The sequence below is a fragment of the Eubacterium sp. AB3007 genome (assembly GCF_000688015.1).
GTDB lineage: Bacteria > Bacillota > Clostridia > Peptostreptococcales > Anaerovoracaceae > Aminicella.
The window spans coordinates 1,991,483-2,006,918 of sequence record NZ_JIAD01000001.1 but is presented as its reverse complement, the minus strand read 5'-3'; the positions used below and the strand labels follow the sequence as shown (position 1 = coordinate 2,006,918).

21 protein-coding genes and 1 tRNA gene are annotated in these 15,436 nt (G+C 52.3%); 3 read left to right on the top strand and 19 right to left on the bottom strand.

Going from position 1 to position 15,436, the window contains the following annotated elements:
• Positions 1 to 105: 105 nt before the first annotated feature.
• Positions 106 to 182 (top strand) — tRNA-Arg (locus P156_RS0109605).
• 139 nt (positions 183 to 321) lie between these two features.
• Here the strand turns inward: P156_RS0109605 and P156_RS13750 are convergent.
• The 3 genes from P156_RS13750 to P156_RS0109590 form a co-directional block, all read right to left on the bottom strand.
• Positions 322 to 2,058 carry an alpha/beta fold hydrolase gene (locus P156_RS13750; RefSeq protein WP_081818538.1) on the bottom strand — a complete coding sequence of 579 codons (1,737 nt, stop codon included), beginning with the start codon at positions 2,056 to 2,058 and terminating at the stop codon, positions 322 to 324.
• A 190-nt stretch (positions 2,059 to 2,248) separates the two neighbouring features.
• Entirely contained in the window at positions 2,249 to 4,189 is a 1,941-nt protein-coding gene (locus P156_RS0109595) for a heavy metal translocating P-type ATPase (RefSeq protein ID WP_027869925.1), read from the bottom strand.
• An 8-nt stretch (positions 4,190 to 4,197) separates the two neighbouring features.
• Positions 4,198 to 4,416, bottom strand: coding sequence for a cation transporter (locus P156_RS0109590; RefSeq protein ID WP_027869924.1), 219 nt, complete (start codon positions 4,414 to 4,416; stop codon positions 4,198 to 4,200).
• 170 nt (positions 4,417 to 4,586) lie between these two features.
• Here P156_RS0109590 and P156_RS0109585 point away from each other — a divergent pair, with 170 nt between their 5' ends.
• A complete protein-coding gene (locus P156_RS0109585; protein WP_027869923.1) occupies positions 4,587 to 4,946 on the top strand; it encodes a metalloregulator ArsR/SmtB family transcription factor in 360 nt (119 codons plus the stop codon).
• Positions 4,947 to 5,092: 146 nt separating this feature from the next.
• Positions 5,093 to 6,964 carry a flavin reductase gene (locus tag P156_RS0109580; RefSeq protein ID WP_027869922.1) on the top strand — a complete coding sequence of 624 codons (1,872 nt, stop codon included), beginning with the start codon at positions 5,093 to 5,095 and terminating at the stop codon, positions 6,962 to 6,964.
• Positions 6,965 to 7,018: 54 nt separating this feature from the next.
• Here P156_RS0109580 and P156_RS13605 read toward each other — a convergent pair whose 3' ends face one another.
• The 16 genes from P156_RS13605 to rplF all read right to left on the bottom strand — a co-directional run bounded on the left by P156_RS13605 (position 7,019) and on the right by rplF (position 15,426).
• Positions 7,019 to 7,240 (bottom strand): DUF6485 family protein, encoded by a 222-nt coding sequence (locus P156_RS13605; RefSeq protein WP_027869921.1) that lies wholly within the window; start codon positions 7,238 to 7,240, stop codon positions 7,019 to 7,021.
• Between the two features lie 100 nt (positions 7,241 to 7,340).
• Positions 7,341 to 7,682 carry a 50S ribosomal protein L17 gene (rplQ, locus tag P156_RS0109570; protein WP_027869920.1) on the bottom strand — a complete coding sequence of 114 codons (342 nt, stop codon included), beginning with the start codon at positions 7,680 to 7,682 and terminating at the stop codon, positions 7,341 to 7,343.
• 18 nt (positions 7,683 to 7,700) lie between these two features.
• Positions 7,701 to 8,645 (bottom strand): DNA-directed RNA polymerase subunit alpha, encoded by a 945-nt coding sequence (locus tag P156_RS0109565; protein ID WP_027869919.1) that lies wholly within the window; start codon positions 8,643 to 8,645, stop codon positions 7,701 to 7,703.
• Positions 8,646 to 8,692: 47 nt separating this feature from the next.
• Entirely contained in the window at positions 8,693 to 9,313 is a 621-nt protein-coding gene (gene rpsD, locus P156_RS0109560) for a 30S ribosomal protein S4 (protein WP_027869918.1), read from the bottom strand.
• 23 nt (positions 9,314 to 9,336) lie between these two features.
• Entirely contained in the window at positions 9,337 to 9,735 is a 399-nt protein-coding gene (rpsK, locus tag P156_RS0109555; protein ID WP_027869917.1) for a 30S ribosomal protein S11, read from the bottom strand.
• A 15-nt stretch (positions 9,736 to 9,750) separates the two neighbouring features.
• A complete protein-coding gene (gene rpsM / locus P156_RS0109550) occupies positions 9,751 to 10,119 on the bottom strand; it encodes a 30S ribosomal protein S13 (protein WP_027869916.1) in 369 nt (122 codons plus the stop codon).
• A gap of 143 nt (positions 10,120 to 10,262) precedes the next feature.
• Positions 10,263 to 10,376 carry a 50S ribosomal protein L36 gene (gene rpmJ / locus P156_RS0109545; protein WP_009644389.1) on the bottom strand — a complete coding sequence of 38 codons (114 nt, stop codon included), beginning with the start codon at positions 10,374 to 10,376 and terminating at the stop codon, positions 10,263 to 10,265.
• A gap of 14 nt (positions 10,377 to 10,390) precedes the next feature.
• A complete protein-coding gene (infA, locus tag P156_RS0109540) occupies positions 10,391 to 10,612 on the bottom strand; it encodes a translation initiation factor IF-1 (protein ID WP_027869915.1) in 222 nt (73 codons plus the stop codon).
• Positions 10,613 to 10,625: 13 nt separating this feature from the next.
• On the bottom strand, positions 10,626 to 11,372 hold the full coding sequence (map, locus tag P156_RS0109535; RefSeq protein WP_027869914.1) for a type I methionyl aminopeptidase: 747 nt from the start codon (positions 11,370 to 11,372) through the stop codon (positions 10,626 to 10,628).
• Position 11,373: 1 nt separating this feature from the next.
• A complete protein-coding gene (locus P156_RS0109530; protein WP_027869913.1) occupies positions 11,374 to 12,021 on the bottom strand; it encodes an adenylate kinase in 648 nt (215 codons plus the stop codon).
• Between the two features lie 19 nt (positions 12,022 to 12,040).
• Complete coding sequence (gene secY, locus P156_RS0109525) at positions 12,041 to 13,318, bottom strand: preprotein translocase subunit SecY (protein ID WP_027869912.1); 1,278 nt, start codon at positions 13,316 to 13,318, stop codon at positions 12,041 to 12,043.
• 5 nt (positions 13,319 to 13,323) lie between these two features.
• The gene (gene rplO / locus P156_RS0109520) at positions 13,324 to 13,767 is read right to left on the bottom strand and encodes a 50S ribosomal protein L15 (RefSeq protein ID WP_027869911.1); all 444 of its coding nucleotides are present in this window, start codon (positions 13,765 to 13,767) and stop codon (positions 13,324 to 13,326) included.
• Positions 13,768 to 13,786: 19 nt separating this feature from the next.
• Positions 13,787 to 13,969, bottom strand: a complete 183-nt coding sequence (gene rpmD / locus P156_RS0109515) for a 50S ribosomal protein L30 (protein ID WP_027869910.1) — start codon at positions 13,967 to 13,969, stop codon at positions 13,787 to 13,789.
• 13 nt (positions 13,970 to 13,982) lie between these two features.
• Entirely contained in the window at positions 13,983 to 14,486 is a 504-nt protein-coding gene (gene rpsE, locus P156_RS0109510) for a 30S ribosomal protein S5 (protein WP_027869909.1), read from the bottom strand.
• A 14-nt stretch (positions 14,487 to 14,500) separates the two neighbouring features.
• Entirely contained in the window at positions 14,501 to 14,866 is a 366-nt protein-coding gene (gene rplR, locus P156_RS0109505) for a 50S ribosomal protein L18 (protein WP_027869908.1), read from the bottom strand.
• A 17-nt stretch (positions 14,867 to 14,883) separates the two neighbouring features.
• Positions 14,884 to 15,426 carry a 50S ribosomal protein L6 gene (rplF, locus tag P156_RS0109500; protein WP_027869907.1) on the bottom strand — a complete coding sequence of 181 codons (543 nt, stop codon included), beginning with the start codon at positions 15,424 to 15,426 and terminating at the stop codon, positions 14,884 to 14,886.
• Positions 15,427 to 15,436 lie beyond the last annotated feature (10 nt).

The following is a 15,436-nucleotide window of genomic DNA, read 5'->3' as shown; positions in this document are numbered from 1 at the left end:
TTATACAACAGATATACCCCTGTCGCAACAAATCATGCAAAAAAACCGAAAATACTCCCCTTGACAACGACACCTTAATCGGATATAATAGCATAGTACGAGCAAGCGCCATTAGCTCAATTGGATAGAGTACCTGACTACGAATCAGTAGGTTGCGCGTTCGAGTCGCGCATGGCGCACCAGAAACCCCCGCAGTATTGCGGGGGCTTTTCTTTTTTTGTCTGTTCCTTTGGAAGCAGAGTTTAACCATCGCAGGGCGCCCGGCACAAAAAAGGGATCCGTATACACGGACCCCTCCCTCTATTCTCTATTCAGCCTGAATCAATCTCTGCGGAAGAAGTTCATGAATCTGGACTCCTTTGGTTTCGCTTCCTCTGCAGCCTTTTCCGCGAGGTCATCGGCTTTTTCCTCTATGCCCTTCAGCTGTGCTTCCAGATCACTGATCTTGCCGGCAGCTTCCTTCTGGACATCTGCGACACCTGGAACCTCAGGCATTTTCGGCATCTCCGGCATCTCTGGCATTTTGAATTCCGGCGTAGCCGTTCCTTCAGAAGGAACGGAAAACTCCGGCATCTTGAATTCCGGCGTGGCCGGAATCTCCGATTCCACCGGCATCTCCGGCATTTTGAACTCCGGAATCGGCGGCATCTCCGGCGCAACCGGTGCCTCTGGCACTTCCGGCATCTCCGGTGCAAACGGCGCCTCTGGTACTTCCGGTATCTCCGGCGCAACCGGCGCCTCTGGTACTTCCGGTATCTCCGGCGCAACCGGTTCCTCTGGTACTTCCGGCATCTCCGGTGCAGCCGGCACCTCTTCCACTTCCGGCATCTCTGCCACTTCCGGTACAACTGGCTCTTCTGGTTCTGCCGGAGCTTCCTCTTCTACCTGGATCTCCGGTACGACCGGCTCCTCCGGTGCAATTGCTGCCATTCCAACACCTGCGAGCCCTGCTACCACTGGTTCTGCAGGAATCTCCGTAATCTCTTCCTCTTCTTCAGGTGCCTCTTCCGGAGCTCCCTCTTCTGCTTCCACCTCAGGAACTTCTTCGGAGACTTCGTTCTGGGCCTCCTCTTCCTCAAGTGGTTCCTCTGTCCCTTCCTCGATCAGAAGATCCAGAAGATCCTCCGGCAGTCCGATGCATTCCTCAAAGAATTCCAGAATGCCATCTTCGACCTCGTCCTTCAGTTCTGCATAATTATGTATCTCATGGCGGTAGCCGCTGTACAGCTCTGTAACCACGTCATTTCCGTTGTCGATCAGCCAGTTGGAGACCTTGTAGACACCTTCTCCGTACTGACCTACAGGATCCTGATCCCCACCGATATTATATACTGGCAGATCTGACGGAACCTTCGATGCCCACTCCGGGCCTGTGATATCCTGCATCATGTAGCAGAAGTCCAGGAAGGACCGGTTGGAAGTAGGTCTGGTGAATGCGTCGAAGGGATCCTCTGCGTGATCCTTCTGTACGTATTCATCGTGGCAGATCCACTCATTGCCTAACTTGATTTCCTCGTCGCATCTTCCGAACATCCAACCCATAACTACGTTACCAGCCTCCGGGTCGGACTCCATTCCCTTGCCTTCATCGACCAGGTTTTTCAGATAGGCGATGCTGTCGTCCAGTCCCGGGAACTCGCCTGCGGTACCACAGAGGGTAACACCATCCAACTCATCCCCGTACTTCGCCATGAAATCTCTGGCAATGAAAGACCCCATGCTGTGTCCGAACATGAAATACGGAAGATCCGGGAACATCTGCTTGACACCCGTCATGAACACATGCTCATCTTCCATCATGGTATGAGGCCCCTTGTCGCCCCAGTCACCCCAGCAGTTGTTCACAAGAGCTGTCTTGCCGTGACCAACGTGGTCATCCGCAGCCACAATGAAGCCTGCCTCCATAAACTTCACGATCATGTGAAGGTATCTTCTCGAGTGTTCACCAAATCCATGGACAAGCTGAATAACGCCCTGCGGCTTTGCGGCGGGAACGTAGATCCACGCCTGCACGGAATCTCGACCGTTCGTCGATCTAAAACTAATCTCGTGTAGCATATTCTATCTCCTTTGCTGTCCATATAACCAATTAAACTAGTCAGTATACATAATACCACTTTCAGTATAGCCTTTTTTTTCCAGATTGTCCAGCAATAATTAAGAGAAAAGAACGAAAAATGGCTGGAAAACAGCCATTTTTCAATCATTTCTCTTCCAGAACGATGGTCTCAAGCGAAGCGAGCACCTTCTACGACCGTCCAACACCTCTGTCGCCCCGAATAAACATACACCTGATCGCGTTGAGAACGGCCAACACCATCACGCCCACATCCGCAAAGATCGCCAGCCACATGTTGGCGATTCCCACTGCTCCCAGCACCAGGCACAGCACCTTGATTCCGATCGCAAACCAGATGTTCTCCTTCACGATACGCATACATTTCCGTGAAATCCGGATCGCCGTGGAGATTCGAAGAGGGTCATCGTCCATCAGTACCACATCCGCAGCCTCTACCGCCGCATCTGAACCCATGGCTCCCATGGCAATGCCCACATCCGCCCGGGAAAGCACCGGCGCGTCGTTGATGCCATCTCCTACAAAGGCCACCATCTCTTTCCGACCGCTTTTCTCAGCCAGCATCTCCTCCAACTTCGCTACCTTATCCTGTGGCAACAGGTCGCTGAAGACCGCATCGATCCCAATCTCATCGGCTACTCTCTGGGCCACTCGCCGGATATCCCCGGTGAGCATAACTGTTCTGCGCACACCGGCCCTGCGAATGGCAGAGATCGCCTCTCTGCTGTGCGGCTTCACCACATCAGAGATCACGATGTATCCGATATATCGTCCCTCCGCCGCCACATGGATCACCGTTCCCGATGTCTCTGGCGCCGGCACAAAGCCCTCCTTCTGCGCGCCGCAGGCTTCCATTAGCCTGGCATTTCCCACGCAGATTTCCTGCCCTTCCACCTGAGCACGGATCCCCATGCCCGGAACTTCTTCTGCTCCTTCTGGCATAGGCACTTCACCTCTGACGGCCTTTCTGAGTGAAACTGCGATTGGATGGGTAGAATATCCTTCTGCCGTTGCTGCCATGCGGAGCATACGCTGCGGATCCTCGCCCTCTACCGCTTTGACTTCTGTCACCTGGAACACCCCTTCTGTCAGGGTGCCGGTCTTGTCAAATACGATAGTATCTGCTCTGGACAAAAACTCCAGATAATTTGCCCCTTTGATCAGCACTCCCTGTCGGCTTGCTCCGCCGATCCCTGCGAAAAAACTAAGCGGGATACAGACCACCAGTGCACAGGGACAACTGATCACCAGAAAGATCAGGGCCCTGTACAGCCAGGTGCTCCAGTCAGGAGCCACTCCCATTGCCAGATGTCCCAGCGGGGGTAACAGGGCCAACGCCACCGCGGCGCCCACCACGAGGGGCGTGTAGACTCTCGCAAAGCGGCTGATGAATTTCTCTGACTGGGCCTTGCGGGAACTGGCATCTTCGATCAACTCCAACACCCGTGCAACTGTGGAGTCCTCGTACTCCTTCTCTGTCCGGATACGGAGCATGCTACTGACACTGATGCACCCACTGATCACCTGATCACCGGGCTTTGTGCTCCGGGGAACCGATTCCCCTGTGAGTGCCGCTGTATCCAGTGTGCCTTGTCCTTCCAGCACGATCCCATCCAGTGGGATTCTTTCACCGGGCTTGACCACAATGGTGCTCCCGATCTCCACCTCCTCTGGATCCACCTGCTCCAGGCTGCCATCCTCTCTCTCGAGATTGGCGTACTCCGGGCAGATGTCCATCAGCGCCGCCACATTCCGTCGGCTACGGTTGACCGCATAGCTCTGAAACCACTCTCCGATCTGATAGAACAGCATGACGGCCACAGCCTCTGTGAAATCGCCACCTCCGTAGATCGCCAGTGCGATAGCGCCAAGGGTGGCGATGACCATGAGAAGGCACTCATCCATCGGTTGTCGGTTCTTGATGCCTTTTCCTGCCTTGATCAGGATATCGTAACCAACCACCAGATACGGGATCAGGTACAGGACCATCCACAGCAGGCGCACCGGCAGCGTGTGTCCCGGCTGCAGGACGTGCTCCGCGACCAGAAGGGCGCCCATCAGCACGGCCGCAACAAGGATCCTTATAAGATTGTTCTTCTGTTTCTTCGTCATCTCGATCCTTATAGGAAAATCTCCATGTCATCTTCGATCTTCTTACAATTGGTACGGACCTGCTCCATGACAGAGACCGGATCTACACCTTCCTCAAACTCTACCTTCATCTTCAGTGCCATGAAGTTCACCGTAGCATCCTTGACACCATCGGTCTTTCTGGCGGCTTCCTCCATCTTGTTGGCGCAGTTAGCACAATCCACTTCGATCTTGTAATTCTTCTTCATTTCCGTTCTCCTCGCTCGTCTGACGATTAAAAGATTGTTTAATTGTTAAATATATAATACACCTTATACCAGACTTTGTCAACCGGAAACATATTGACGTTTCCATATCGCACGAGATATACTAATGGTATATTCAGAAAGGATGCGCTTATCAGCGCTTGTAAACGATCATGACAGAAAAGAAACTCCCACACGATCACGGAACCAATACGGCAGACCTCCTGAATCATTTCCCGGACGAAGCCACCATCGACAGCGTGTCCGCTGCCATGAAACAACTAGGGGACTCCAGCCGTCTGCGGATTTTCTGGCTTCTCTGTCACGCGGAAGAATGCGTGGCGAATATCGCCGCAGCGGTGGACATGAGTAGCCCCGCTGTTTCCCATCATCTTAAACTTCTAAAATCCGCCGGACTTCTTACCTCCCGCAGGGAGGGCAGAGAGATGTACTACACGGCCGCTCAGACAGACCTCGCCCAGTCTCTGCACCATATCGTAGAGGAGGTTGGCCGCATCACCTGCCCTCGATAATTTTTATGAAATTTCTAAATATTTTTCTTTTGTTTTTCCATTTTTGGTGTATAATGAAATGACTAGTAGACTGCATTTTTTATGCGCAAAATCAAAGGGGTAACACAAGTATAACACTATACAATAGATGCAATAGGAGACTCGATATGTTTTCAAAAGTAACTGATACCATCTACTATGTCGGCGTTAACGATCACGATGTAGACCTGTTCGAGGGACAGTATGTCGTTCCCAACGGGATGTCTTATAACTCCTATGTGATCAAGGATACCAAGACCGTGGTCATGGACACCGTAGATGTGAAGAAGACCGATGAATGGCTTGCGAACATCGCAGAAGTGCTGGGAGGCGGACAGCCTGCACAGACTCGCACCTTTACCCCGGAGAACATCCTGGACGCAAAACCCGAGAGTTTCAGCGGTGTAGGTGCCGGAGAGCCTGACTACCTGGTGGTGCAGCATATGGAGCCGGACCACTCGGGATCCATCCAGGCATTCTGCGAGAGATATCCTAACACCACCGTAGTTGCCAATGCACAGATCTTCCAGATGATCGGTCAGTTCTTCCCGACACTGGAGATCCGGAACAAGTGTGTGGTAGATAACGGTGGCCAGCTGGAGCTGGGTATGCATACACTGAACTTTGTGTTCGCCCCCATGGTACATTGGCCGGAAGTCATGATGACCTATGAGTCCAGTGAGAAGGTCCTGTTCGCTGCGGACGGCTTCGGCAAGTTCGGCGCTCTGGACAGACAGGAGCCCTGGGCGGACGAGGCGAGACGGTACTTCATCGGCATCGTAGGGAAATACGGCAAGCCTGTGCAGGACGTACTGGCTGCTGCCGCCACACTGGATATCCAGAAGATTCTGCCCCTGCACGGTCCCATTCTGGTGGACAATCTTGGATATTTCCTGGATCTTTATGACAAGTGGTCCAGTTATGAGCCGGAGGAGCATGGCATCGTTCTGGCCTACACCTCTGTTTATGGTCACACCAAGGAAGCCGTGGAACTTCTGCAGAGAGAACTGATCACATGTGGCGCACAGAACGTGGAAGTATACGATCTGGCCAGATGTGACATGGCGAAGGCAGTCGATGCCGCATTCAAATACGACACTGTTGTCCTGGCTACCACCACCTATAACGGAGAGATCTATCCGTTCATGAACGACTACATCAACCGTCTCACCGAGCGCAACTTCCAGAAGCGGAACATCGCCCTCATCGAGAACGGAACCTGGGCACCTGCCGCTGCCGGCATCATGAGAGAGAAACTGGCTGGCTGCGACAAGCTCCGCTTTGCGAAGAATAACATCACTATCCTCTCCGCACTGAACGACGATACTCGCGGACAGGTCGGCGCACTGGCAGAGGAACTGGCCAAGATGCAGGGTGTTCTTCCACAAGGCAGAGAACCCATCGAGGTACCGGCCATGTTCAAGATCGGCTACGGTCTCTACGTAGTCACCTGCAATGACGGTCAGAAGGACACAGGTCTCATCGTCAACACCGTGGCGCAGGTCAGCGACAAGCCGAACCGCATCATGGTCAACGTGAACAAGGCCAACTACTCCTGTGAGGTTATCCGCCGCACAGGTGTTCTGAACGTCTGCACGCTCAGCGAGGATGCTCCCTTCAGCCTGTTCCAGCGGTTTGGATTCCAGTCCGGCAGAGATGCGAACAAGTTCGAGGGATTCCAGTACTGTAAGCGTGCTGCCAACGGTCTTCCTTACCTGACCAAGGGCGCCAACGCCTTCCTGTCCCTGAAGGTCTATGCCACCGTGGACATGGGTACGCACTGGATGTTCCTTTGCGACATCACCGAGTCTGCGATCCTGAACAACGTACCTTCGGTTACCTACAACTATTACCAGGCCAACATCAAGCCCGCTCCCAAGAAGCAGGCCAAGGGTTGGGTCTGTGAGGTCTGCGGCTACATCTACGAGGGAGATGAACTGCCAGCTGACTTCATCTGTCCGCTGTGCAAGCATCCCGCCAGTGACTTCCGCAAACTGTAGAAAACAACGCAAACAGCAAGGGCTCGCGTATCGCGAGCCCTTTTCGTATGTTAGTTACAGCTTCTTCTGCACCATCTCTGCAAAGTCCTTGAACTTATACTGGCAGTCTATGGCCTGTCGCTCTTCTCTGGTGGAAATCATGTTCCACAGGCAGCTGGGGACCTCTCCCGCCAGGATGTTCTTCTCCATGCAGGGTGTACATCCCTTGTCGTGATTCACGGGGTTAAAGGGACATTCATGATCTGCGCAAGTACAAAAATCAACCTGATTGCTCATGTTCAGCTCCTTTCCGGCACACATTGCTTTGTGCCTGCATAGACAAAGACCACCGGCGCAGTGCCGGCGGTCTGTCGTTCTCTCTTAATGGTCAAATAGCTTATACCAGCTCCAGGAATACCATCTCTGCGCAGTCGCCTCTGCGGGGACCGAGCTTGAGGATTCTGGTGTATCCACCGTTTCTGTCAGCGTATCTGGGGCCGAGCTCCTCGAACAGTTTGGTGACAACTGTCTCGTCATAGATGTAGCTCAATGCCTGTCTTCTTGCGTGGAGGTCGCCACGCTTGCCCAGAGTGATCATCTTCTCAGCGATCCTTCTGGCTTCCTTGGCTCTCGTATCGGTCGTAGAGATTCTCTCTTCTCTGAGCAGGTCAGTGACGAGGTTTCTCAGCATGGCCTTTCTGTGAGCCGAATTTCTGCCCAGTTTTCTATATCCCGGCATGTCTGTGCTCCTTTCTCTCTATTCGTCGTTTGATTTCAGTGAAAGTCCCAGTTCTTCAAGCTTGCTCTTTACTTCGTCCAGGGATTTCTTTCCGAGGTTTCTCACCTTCATCATGTCTTCCTCTGTCCGCTGGATCAGCTCTTCCACTGTGTTGATGGATGCTCTCTTGAGGCAGTTGAAGGAACGGACGGTCAGCTCCAGCTCTTCGATGGTCATCTCCAGAGCCTTCTCCTTCTGATCCTCTTCCTTCTCCACCATGATCTCCATATCGCCGGCAGAATCATCCAGCTGGATGAACAGATTCAGATGCTCCTGCATGATCTTGGCACCGATGGAAACACCCTCCTCCGGGGTGATGGATCCATCTGTCCAGATCTCCAGGATCAGTCTGTCATAATCTGTCATCTGACCGACTCGGGTGTTCTCAACAGTGAAGTTAGCCTTCCGAACCGGAGTAAAGATGGAATCTACCGGAATCACCGAGATCGGTGCATCCTTGTCCTTGTTCTGGTCTGCGGGAACGTATCCACGACCCTTGGCGAGGTCGATCTCCATCACCAGAGTGGCGTTCTCCTCCAGGGTGGCAATGTGAAGCTGCGGATTGAAGATCTCCATATCCGAATCGCCGATGATATCAGCCGCTGTCACTTCCTTCGGACCGACAGCGTTGATGATAACGCGATGGTTGTCTTCTCCGGTCAGCTTAACTGCCAGTTTCTTCAGGTTAAGGATGATCTCTGTGACATCTTCCTTGACACCCGGGATCGTGGAGAACTCCTTCAGGACACCATCGATCTTGACAGACTTCACGGCTGCTCCCGGCAGGGAGCTGAGAAGGATTCTTCTCATGCTGTTTCCGAGAGTGGTGCCGTAACCATCCTCAAGCGGCTCGATTACAAACTTGCCGTAAGTACCGTCTTCGCTGATTTCCTTCGTTATCGTTGGTTTTTCGATCTCTATCACTTAAAAGCCTCCTTAAAGTTCCAAATGCAGTAACCGCCTTAAGGGTATTATTTAGAGTACAGCTCGACGATCAAGTGCTCTGCGATCGGTGTATCGATATCCGCTCTTGTCGGCAGTGCAACGACCTTTCCTTCAAGCTTGTCTGTATCCACAGTCAGCCAGGAAGGAACGGTGATCTGCATGTCTCTGATCTCCTTGAACTTCGGGGAGTTCTTGCTCTTCTCCTTGACTGCGATCACATCTCCGGCCTTGACTTCCTGTCCCGGAGCGTTGACCTTCTTGCCATTCACGGTGAAGTGGCTGTGTACTACCAGCTGTCTGGCTTCCTTTCTGGAGGAAGCCAGGCCCAGTCTGTAAACTACGTTGTCCAGTCTGGACTCTAGCATGATCAGCAGGTTCTCACCTGTGACACCCTTCTTGGAAACTGCCTTGTCGAACAGGTTCCGGAACTGGGTCTCCTGCATGCCATAGAATCTCTTGGCCTTCTGCTTCTCACGGAGCTGCAGCCCGTATTCAGAAGACTTCTTTCTCATCTGGCCGTGCTGTCCGGGAGCGTAATTTCTTCTCTCGAGAGCGCACTTTCCGCCATAGCATCTGTCGCCCTTCAGGAAAAGCTTCTGCCCTTCTCTTCTGCAAAGCCTGCAGTTAGCGCCTGTATATCTTGCCATGTTATATTACTCCTCCCCTCTAATCACACTCTTCTTCTCTTCGGCGGACGGCATCCGTTATGCGGAATAGGTGTGATATCCTTGATCATGGTGATCTCCAGACCTGCTGCCTGCAGCGCTCTGATGGCAGCCTCTCTTCCGGATCCCGGTCCCTTGACATAAACTTCTACGGTCTTCAGACCATGCTCCATCGCTGCCTTGGTAGCCTCTTCTGCTGCCATGGATGCGGCGAACGGAGTGGACTTCTTGGAACCCTTGAATCCCAGGGAACCGGCACTGCTCCAGGAGAGTGCGTTTCCGTCCATATCGGTCAGCGTGACTAATGTATTGTTAAAGGTGGACTGAATATGAGCCTGGCCTTTTTCAATGTTCTTACGCTGGATTTTCTTTCTTCTGACAGTTTTCTTTCCTGCTTTAGCCATGATAAAGTCCCTCCTTTACTTTTTCTTTCTTCCTACGGTTTTCTTCGGACCCTTGCGTGTTCTCGCATTGGTCTTGGTCTTCTGTCCTCTGACAGGCAGACCTCTTCTATGTCTGATGCCTCTGTAGCTTCCGATCTCCATGAGGCGCTTGATGTTCAGAGAGACTTCTCTTCTCAGGTCACCTTCTACCATGTAGTCAGACTCGATGACCTTTCTGATCTTTCCGGCTTCCTCCTCAGTCAGATCCTTGACTCTGGTGTCCGGGTTGATTCCGGTCTTCTCGATGATTTCCTTCGCTGATGTTCTGCCAATTCCGTAGATATAGGTCAGACCTATCTCTATTCTCTTGTCTCTTGGTAAGTCGACACCGGCTATACGTGCCATACGTTTCTTCCTTTCTCCTATCTTCCGTCACATTTCCGGGAGTGATATAGACAGGCTTTCTGTTGAAAAATGATCCTCTTGGCAGAGCGGCCCGGTCCGCGCTGCTGCTTATGTGAAGGACAAAGCCTTCCTTACTAAATGACTTAACCCTGTCTCTGCTTATGCTTGGGGTTCTCACAGATGACCATGACCTTGCCATGTCTCTTGATGACCTTGCACTTCTCGCAGATAGGTTTGACTGAAGCTCTTACTTTCATTCTAACCCTCCATCTTAACCTTTGTCTCGCCACGTGATCCTTCCGCGGGTCAGATCATATGGTGAAAGTTCAACCTTTACCTTATCTCCCGGCAGGATGCGGATGTAGTTCATTCTGATCTTGCCTGAAATATGCGCAAGGATTTCGAAGCCGTTGTCCAGCTTCACCTTGAACATCGCGTTCGGCTGCGCGTCGACCACGGTACCGACCGCTTCAATGACATCTTTCTTTGCCATAGTACACCTCTTCCTAAATGGTAAGTATTTCTGGCTCGCCATCGGTTATGAGAATGGTGTTCTCATAGTGCGCCGCCAATCCGCCATCTACTGTAACTGCTGTCCAGTCATCGGAAAGCACGTCGATCTCATAGGAGCCTTCCGTGATCATCGGCTCAATGGCCAGGGTCATTCCCTGGACAAGCCGCGGTCCTCTCCCGGCCTTCCCACAATTGGGGATCGCCGGATCCTCGTGCATCTCGTTTCCGATGCCATGGCCCGTGTAATCTCTGATAACGCCGAACCCTTCGCCTTCTACGACTTCCTGGATCCTGTGCGAAATATCAAACAGTCTCTGCCCTTCCCTTGCGAACTTGATCCCTTCGAAGAATGCTTTCTCCGCAGTATCGATCAGGTGCTGGGCGGTATCGCTGATCCTGCCGACACCGAATGTTCTGCAGGAATCAGCCATGTAGTGCTGGTACTCGACGACAAGATCACAGCTGACGATGTCGCCTTCCTTCAGCACCCGCTCCTTACTCGGAATGCCATGAACCACTTCCTCGTTCACCGATGTGCAGATGCTGGCGGGAAATCCGCCATAGCCCTTCTCTGAAGCGATCATGCCATGTCTGGCCACCACTTCCTCCACATAGTTGTTGATGTCCATGGTGGTGATGCCCGGCTTGATCAGTTCTGCCAGTCCGGCAAAGATCTCTGCGTTGACCTTGCCTGCTGTGCGCATCAGTGTGGCTTCCTCAGGTGATTTCAATACAATCATGCTACTCCCCCAAGGCCGCTGTGATCTCGCTGAAGGTTTCCTCCAGACCAGCCGCCCCATCAATGCGGGCAAGGCATCCGGCCTTCTCGTAATAATCTACGAGCGGAGCCGTCTCCTTGTTGTAGACATCGATCCTGTTCTTTGCGGTCTCCTCATTGTCATCTGCTCTCTGGAACAGTTCACCACCGCACTTATCGCAGATTCCCTCCTGCTTAGGCGGGATATTGACCACATGGTAGCTGGCACCACAGGCCTTGCAGACCCTCCGTCCGGTCAGGCGGATCATCAGAACATCCTCACTGACCTCAAGGTCGATGACTTTGTCCAGCTTCTGCCCGTTCGCAGCCAGGAACTCATCCAGTTTCTGCGCCTGGTAGACTGTTCTCGGGAAGCCATCCAGCAGGAAGCCGCGCTCTTTGCAGTCATCCTTCAGAAGTCTGTCCGTAGCGATCTCGACTACCAGATCATCTGGTACCAGCTCGCCGCGGTTCATATACTCCTGTGCTTTCTTTCCCAGTTCTGTACCGTTCTTGATATTTTCTCTGAAGATATCTCCTGTGGAGATGTGCGGTACATTGTACTTCTCCACGATCCTATCTGCCTGGGTGCCTTTGCCTGCCCCCGGAGGTCCTAACAAAATCGTTCTCAGCATGTCATTTCTCCTATTATCACTTCAGGAATCCCTGGTAATTACGCATTACCATCTGGTTTTCAAGCTGTCTCATCGTATCCAGAGCAACACCGACTGCGATCAGCAGAGATGTTCCTCCAAAGTGTACATTGAGACCTGTATACTGCGAAATGATCGTCGGCAGTGTTGCAATCACTGCCAGGAAGATCGCGCCTACGATGGAGATCCTGGACATTACCTTGCTCAGGTAGTCTACCGTAGGTCTTCCCGGACGAATACCCGGGATGAATCCTCCGTTTGCTTTCATGTTCTGGGCTACCTCTACGGGGTTGAATGTGACCGCCGTGTAGAAGTAGTTGAAGAAGATGATGAGCAGTACGTTCAGTACAGCGTAAACCCATACGCCCGGGCTTCCTCCCGGCGACAGGTATTTCTCACAGAACTCGTAGAACGGTGTGTTCGGGAAGAAATACATGATCGTCAGTGGGAACTGCAGGATGGACAGCGCGAAAATGATTGGAATTACGCCGGCCTGATTGACCTTCAGTGGAATGTGGGTGGACTGGCCACCGTACATTTTCTTTCCTACGACTCTCTTGGCGTACTGCACCGGGATTCTTCTGGTTCCCTGCTGGATCTCGATGATCCCTACGATGACCAGGATGGCAAAGATGACGAACAGCAGCAGTGTGATGATGCTCATGGTGCCTTCCTGATACTTGTTCCACACGGAGGCGATCCCACTGGGGATCCTGGCGACGATGCCGCCGAAGATCAGCAGGGAGATGCCGTTTCCGATTCCGTACTCGTTGATCTGCTCACCCAGCCACATCAGGAACGCGGTTCCTGCGGTCAGGATCAGTGTGATCACGATGAACGTGAACCAGCTCTGGTCTACGATGGTCTGCTTGAAGAGACCAACAGTCAGGCCCAGGCCCTGAATCAGGGCCAGTACGATGGTCATGTACCGTGTGATTTGGGCCATCTTTTTGCGGCCTTCCATGCCTTCCTTTGCAAGACGTTCAAAATAAGGGAACGCGATAGTCAGAAGCTGTACGATGATCGATGCGGTGATGTACGGTGTAATACTCAACGCAAAGATCGTGAAGTTATTGAACGCCCCGCCTGAGAACAGGTTGAAGAGCTCAAACAGCCCCATGTTGTCGCCGCTGAACATCTGTGCCAGATATTCTCTGTTGATGCCCGGGACCGGGATGTTTGACCCGATCCGAAACACCACCAGCATCAGCAGCGTAAAAATCATCTTTCCCCTGATTTCCTTGACCTTCAGGGCTTGGGAAATCGTTTTGAACATGTCCATTAGATCACCTCTGCCTTTCCTCCGGCAGCTTCGATCTTCTCTACAGCACTCTTGGTGAACTTGTTAGCCTTAACGGTCAGGCTGTTCTTCAGCTCTCCGTTTCCAAGGATCTTGATACCGCCATTCTCGACCTGCTTGACGATACCCAGTTCCTTCAGCATTTCCGGTGTAACTTCAGTGCCTGCTTCGAATCTGTTCAGATCCTCAACGTTCAGTGTAGTGTATTTGGTTCCCCAGATGTTGGTGAAACCTCTCTTAGGCAGACGTCTGTACAGAGGCATCTGTCCACCCTCGAATCCGAGTCTGACGCCGCCGCCGCTCCTGGACTTCTGGCCGTTCATTCCTCTTCCGCCGGTCTTACCCTGGCCGGTAGCGGTTCCGCGACCTCTTCTCTTGCGGGACTTTGTGGATCCGGCAGGCGCTTTTAATTCATGCAGTTTCATACCTTTTGCACCTCCTTCTTTACAGTTCTTCTACAGTTACAAGATGCGAAACCTTGTCAACTGCACCGCGAGTTGCAGGTGTATCAGCTAATTCCACTGAATGATGCATCTTCTTGAGTCCTAACGCTTCTACGACTTTTTTCTGCTTTGGGGAAGCGCCGATGGTACTCTTGGTTAATGTGATCTTGAGCTTATTGGCCATTTTGCGTTTCCTCCTATCCTAAGATTTCCTCAGGTCTCTTGCCTCTCAGCTTAGCAACCTTCTCAACAGTCATCAGGCCTTTCAGACCTTCCAGTGTTGCATATGCGATGTTTCCGGCGTTGTTAGAACCAACGGACTTGGCTCTGATGTCCTTGATGCCTGCCGCTTCCAGTACTGTACGAGCGGAAGCACCAGCGATCACTCCGGTTCCCTGAGGAGCCGGCATCAGGATCACTCTTCCTGCGCCAAACACACCGATGTTCTTATGTGGGATCGTAGTTCCAACGGTAGGAACGTAGATCAGATTCTTCTTAGCATCTTCCGTTGCTTTTCTGACAGCCTCGGGGATCTCGATCGCCTTGCCGAGACCTACACCAACGTGACCCTCATGGTCTCCAACGACGACAGTCACGGAGAATCTCATGTTTCTGCCTCCCTTTACGGTCTTGGCAACACGTCTGATGTTAACAATGGTTTCTGTCAGCTCCAGCTTGGAAGTATCCATAATATTACGCATTATATCTCCTCCTGTTAGAATTTCAATCCGCCTTCGCGAGCACCCTCAGCCAGTTCCTTCACTCTTCCGTGATACAGGAATCCGCCTCTGTCGAAGGCCACTTCCTCGATGCCCTTCTCCAGTGCTCTCTTAGCTACTGCTTCGCCGACCTTTCTTGCTGCTTCCTTGTTTCCACCATATCCGATCTCGGCCTTGAGATCTTTCTCCAGGGAAGAAGCGGCAACTAAAGTCTTGTGACTCTCGTCGTCAATGATCTGACAGGAGATATTCTTGTTTGATCTGAAAACGCACAGCCTTGGTCTTTCGGGAGTTCCGATCAGGTTCTTTCTGACTCTGGCGTGTCTCTTCAGACGTCTGTCGTTTCTGCTTTCTTTTGCCATCTTACTTCACCCCTTTCTTACTTGGCTCCGGTCTTTCCTTCTTTTCTACGTACGTGCTCGCCCTCATAACGGATACCCTTGCCCTTGTAAGGCTCCGGCTTTCTCCAGGCTCTGATCACGGCTGCGTAGTTACCGACCAGGGCTTTGTCGACGCCCTTGACCACGACTGTGTTGGCATCGGGTGCTTCGGTGGTGATTCCTTCCGGATCTTCCATCTCGACCGGATGAGAGAATCCCAGGTTCATGACGAGCTTGTTGCCTTTCTTCTCGGCTCTGTAACCAACGCCGATGATCTGCAACTTCTTCTCATACCCGTCAGTAACGCCCTTCACCATGTTGAAGATCAGGGTTCTGGACAGACCGTGCTGCGCTCTGTCTGTTCTGTTGTCAGTGGGTCTGGTCACGACGACCTCGGTGCCCTCAACGGCAACCTTGATCCTCGGATCGATCTGCTGTGTCAGCTCGCCCTTGGGGCCCTTAACTGTCACCAGATTCTTGTCATCTACCTTAACCTCAACGCCGGCAGGAAGTGCGATTGTTTTATTTCCTATTCTGGACATATTCTACCTC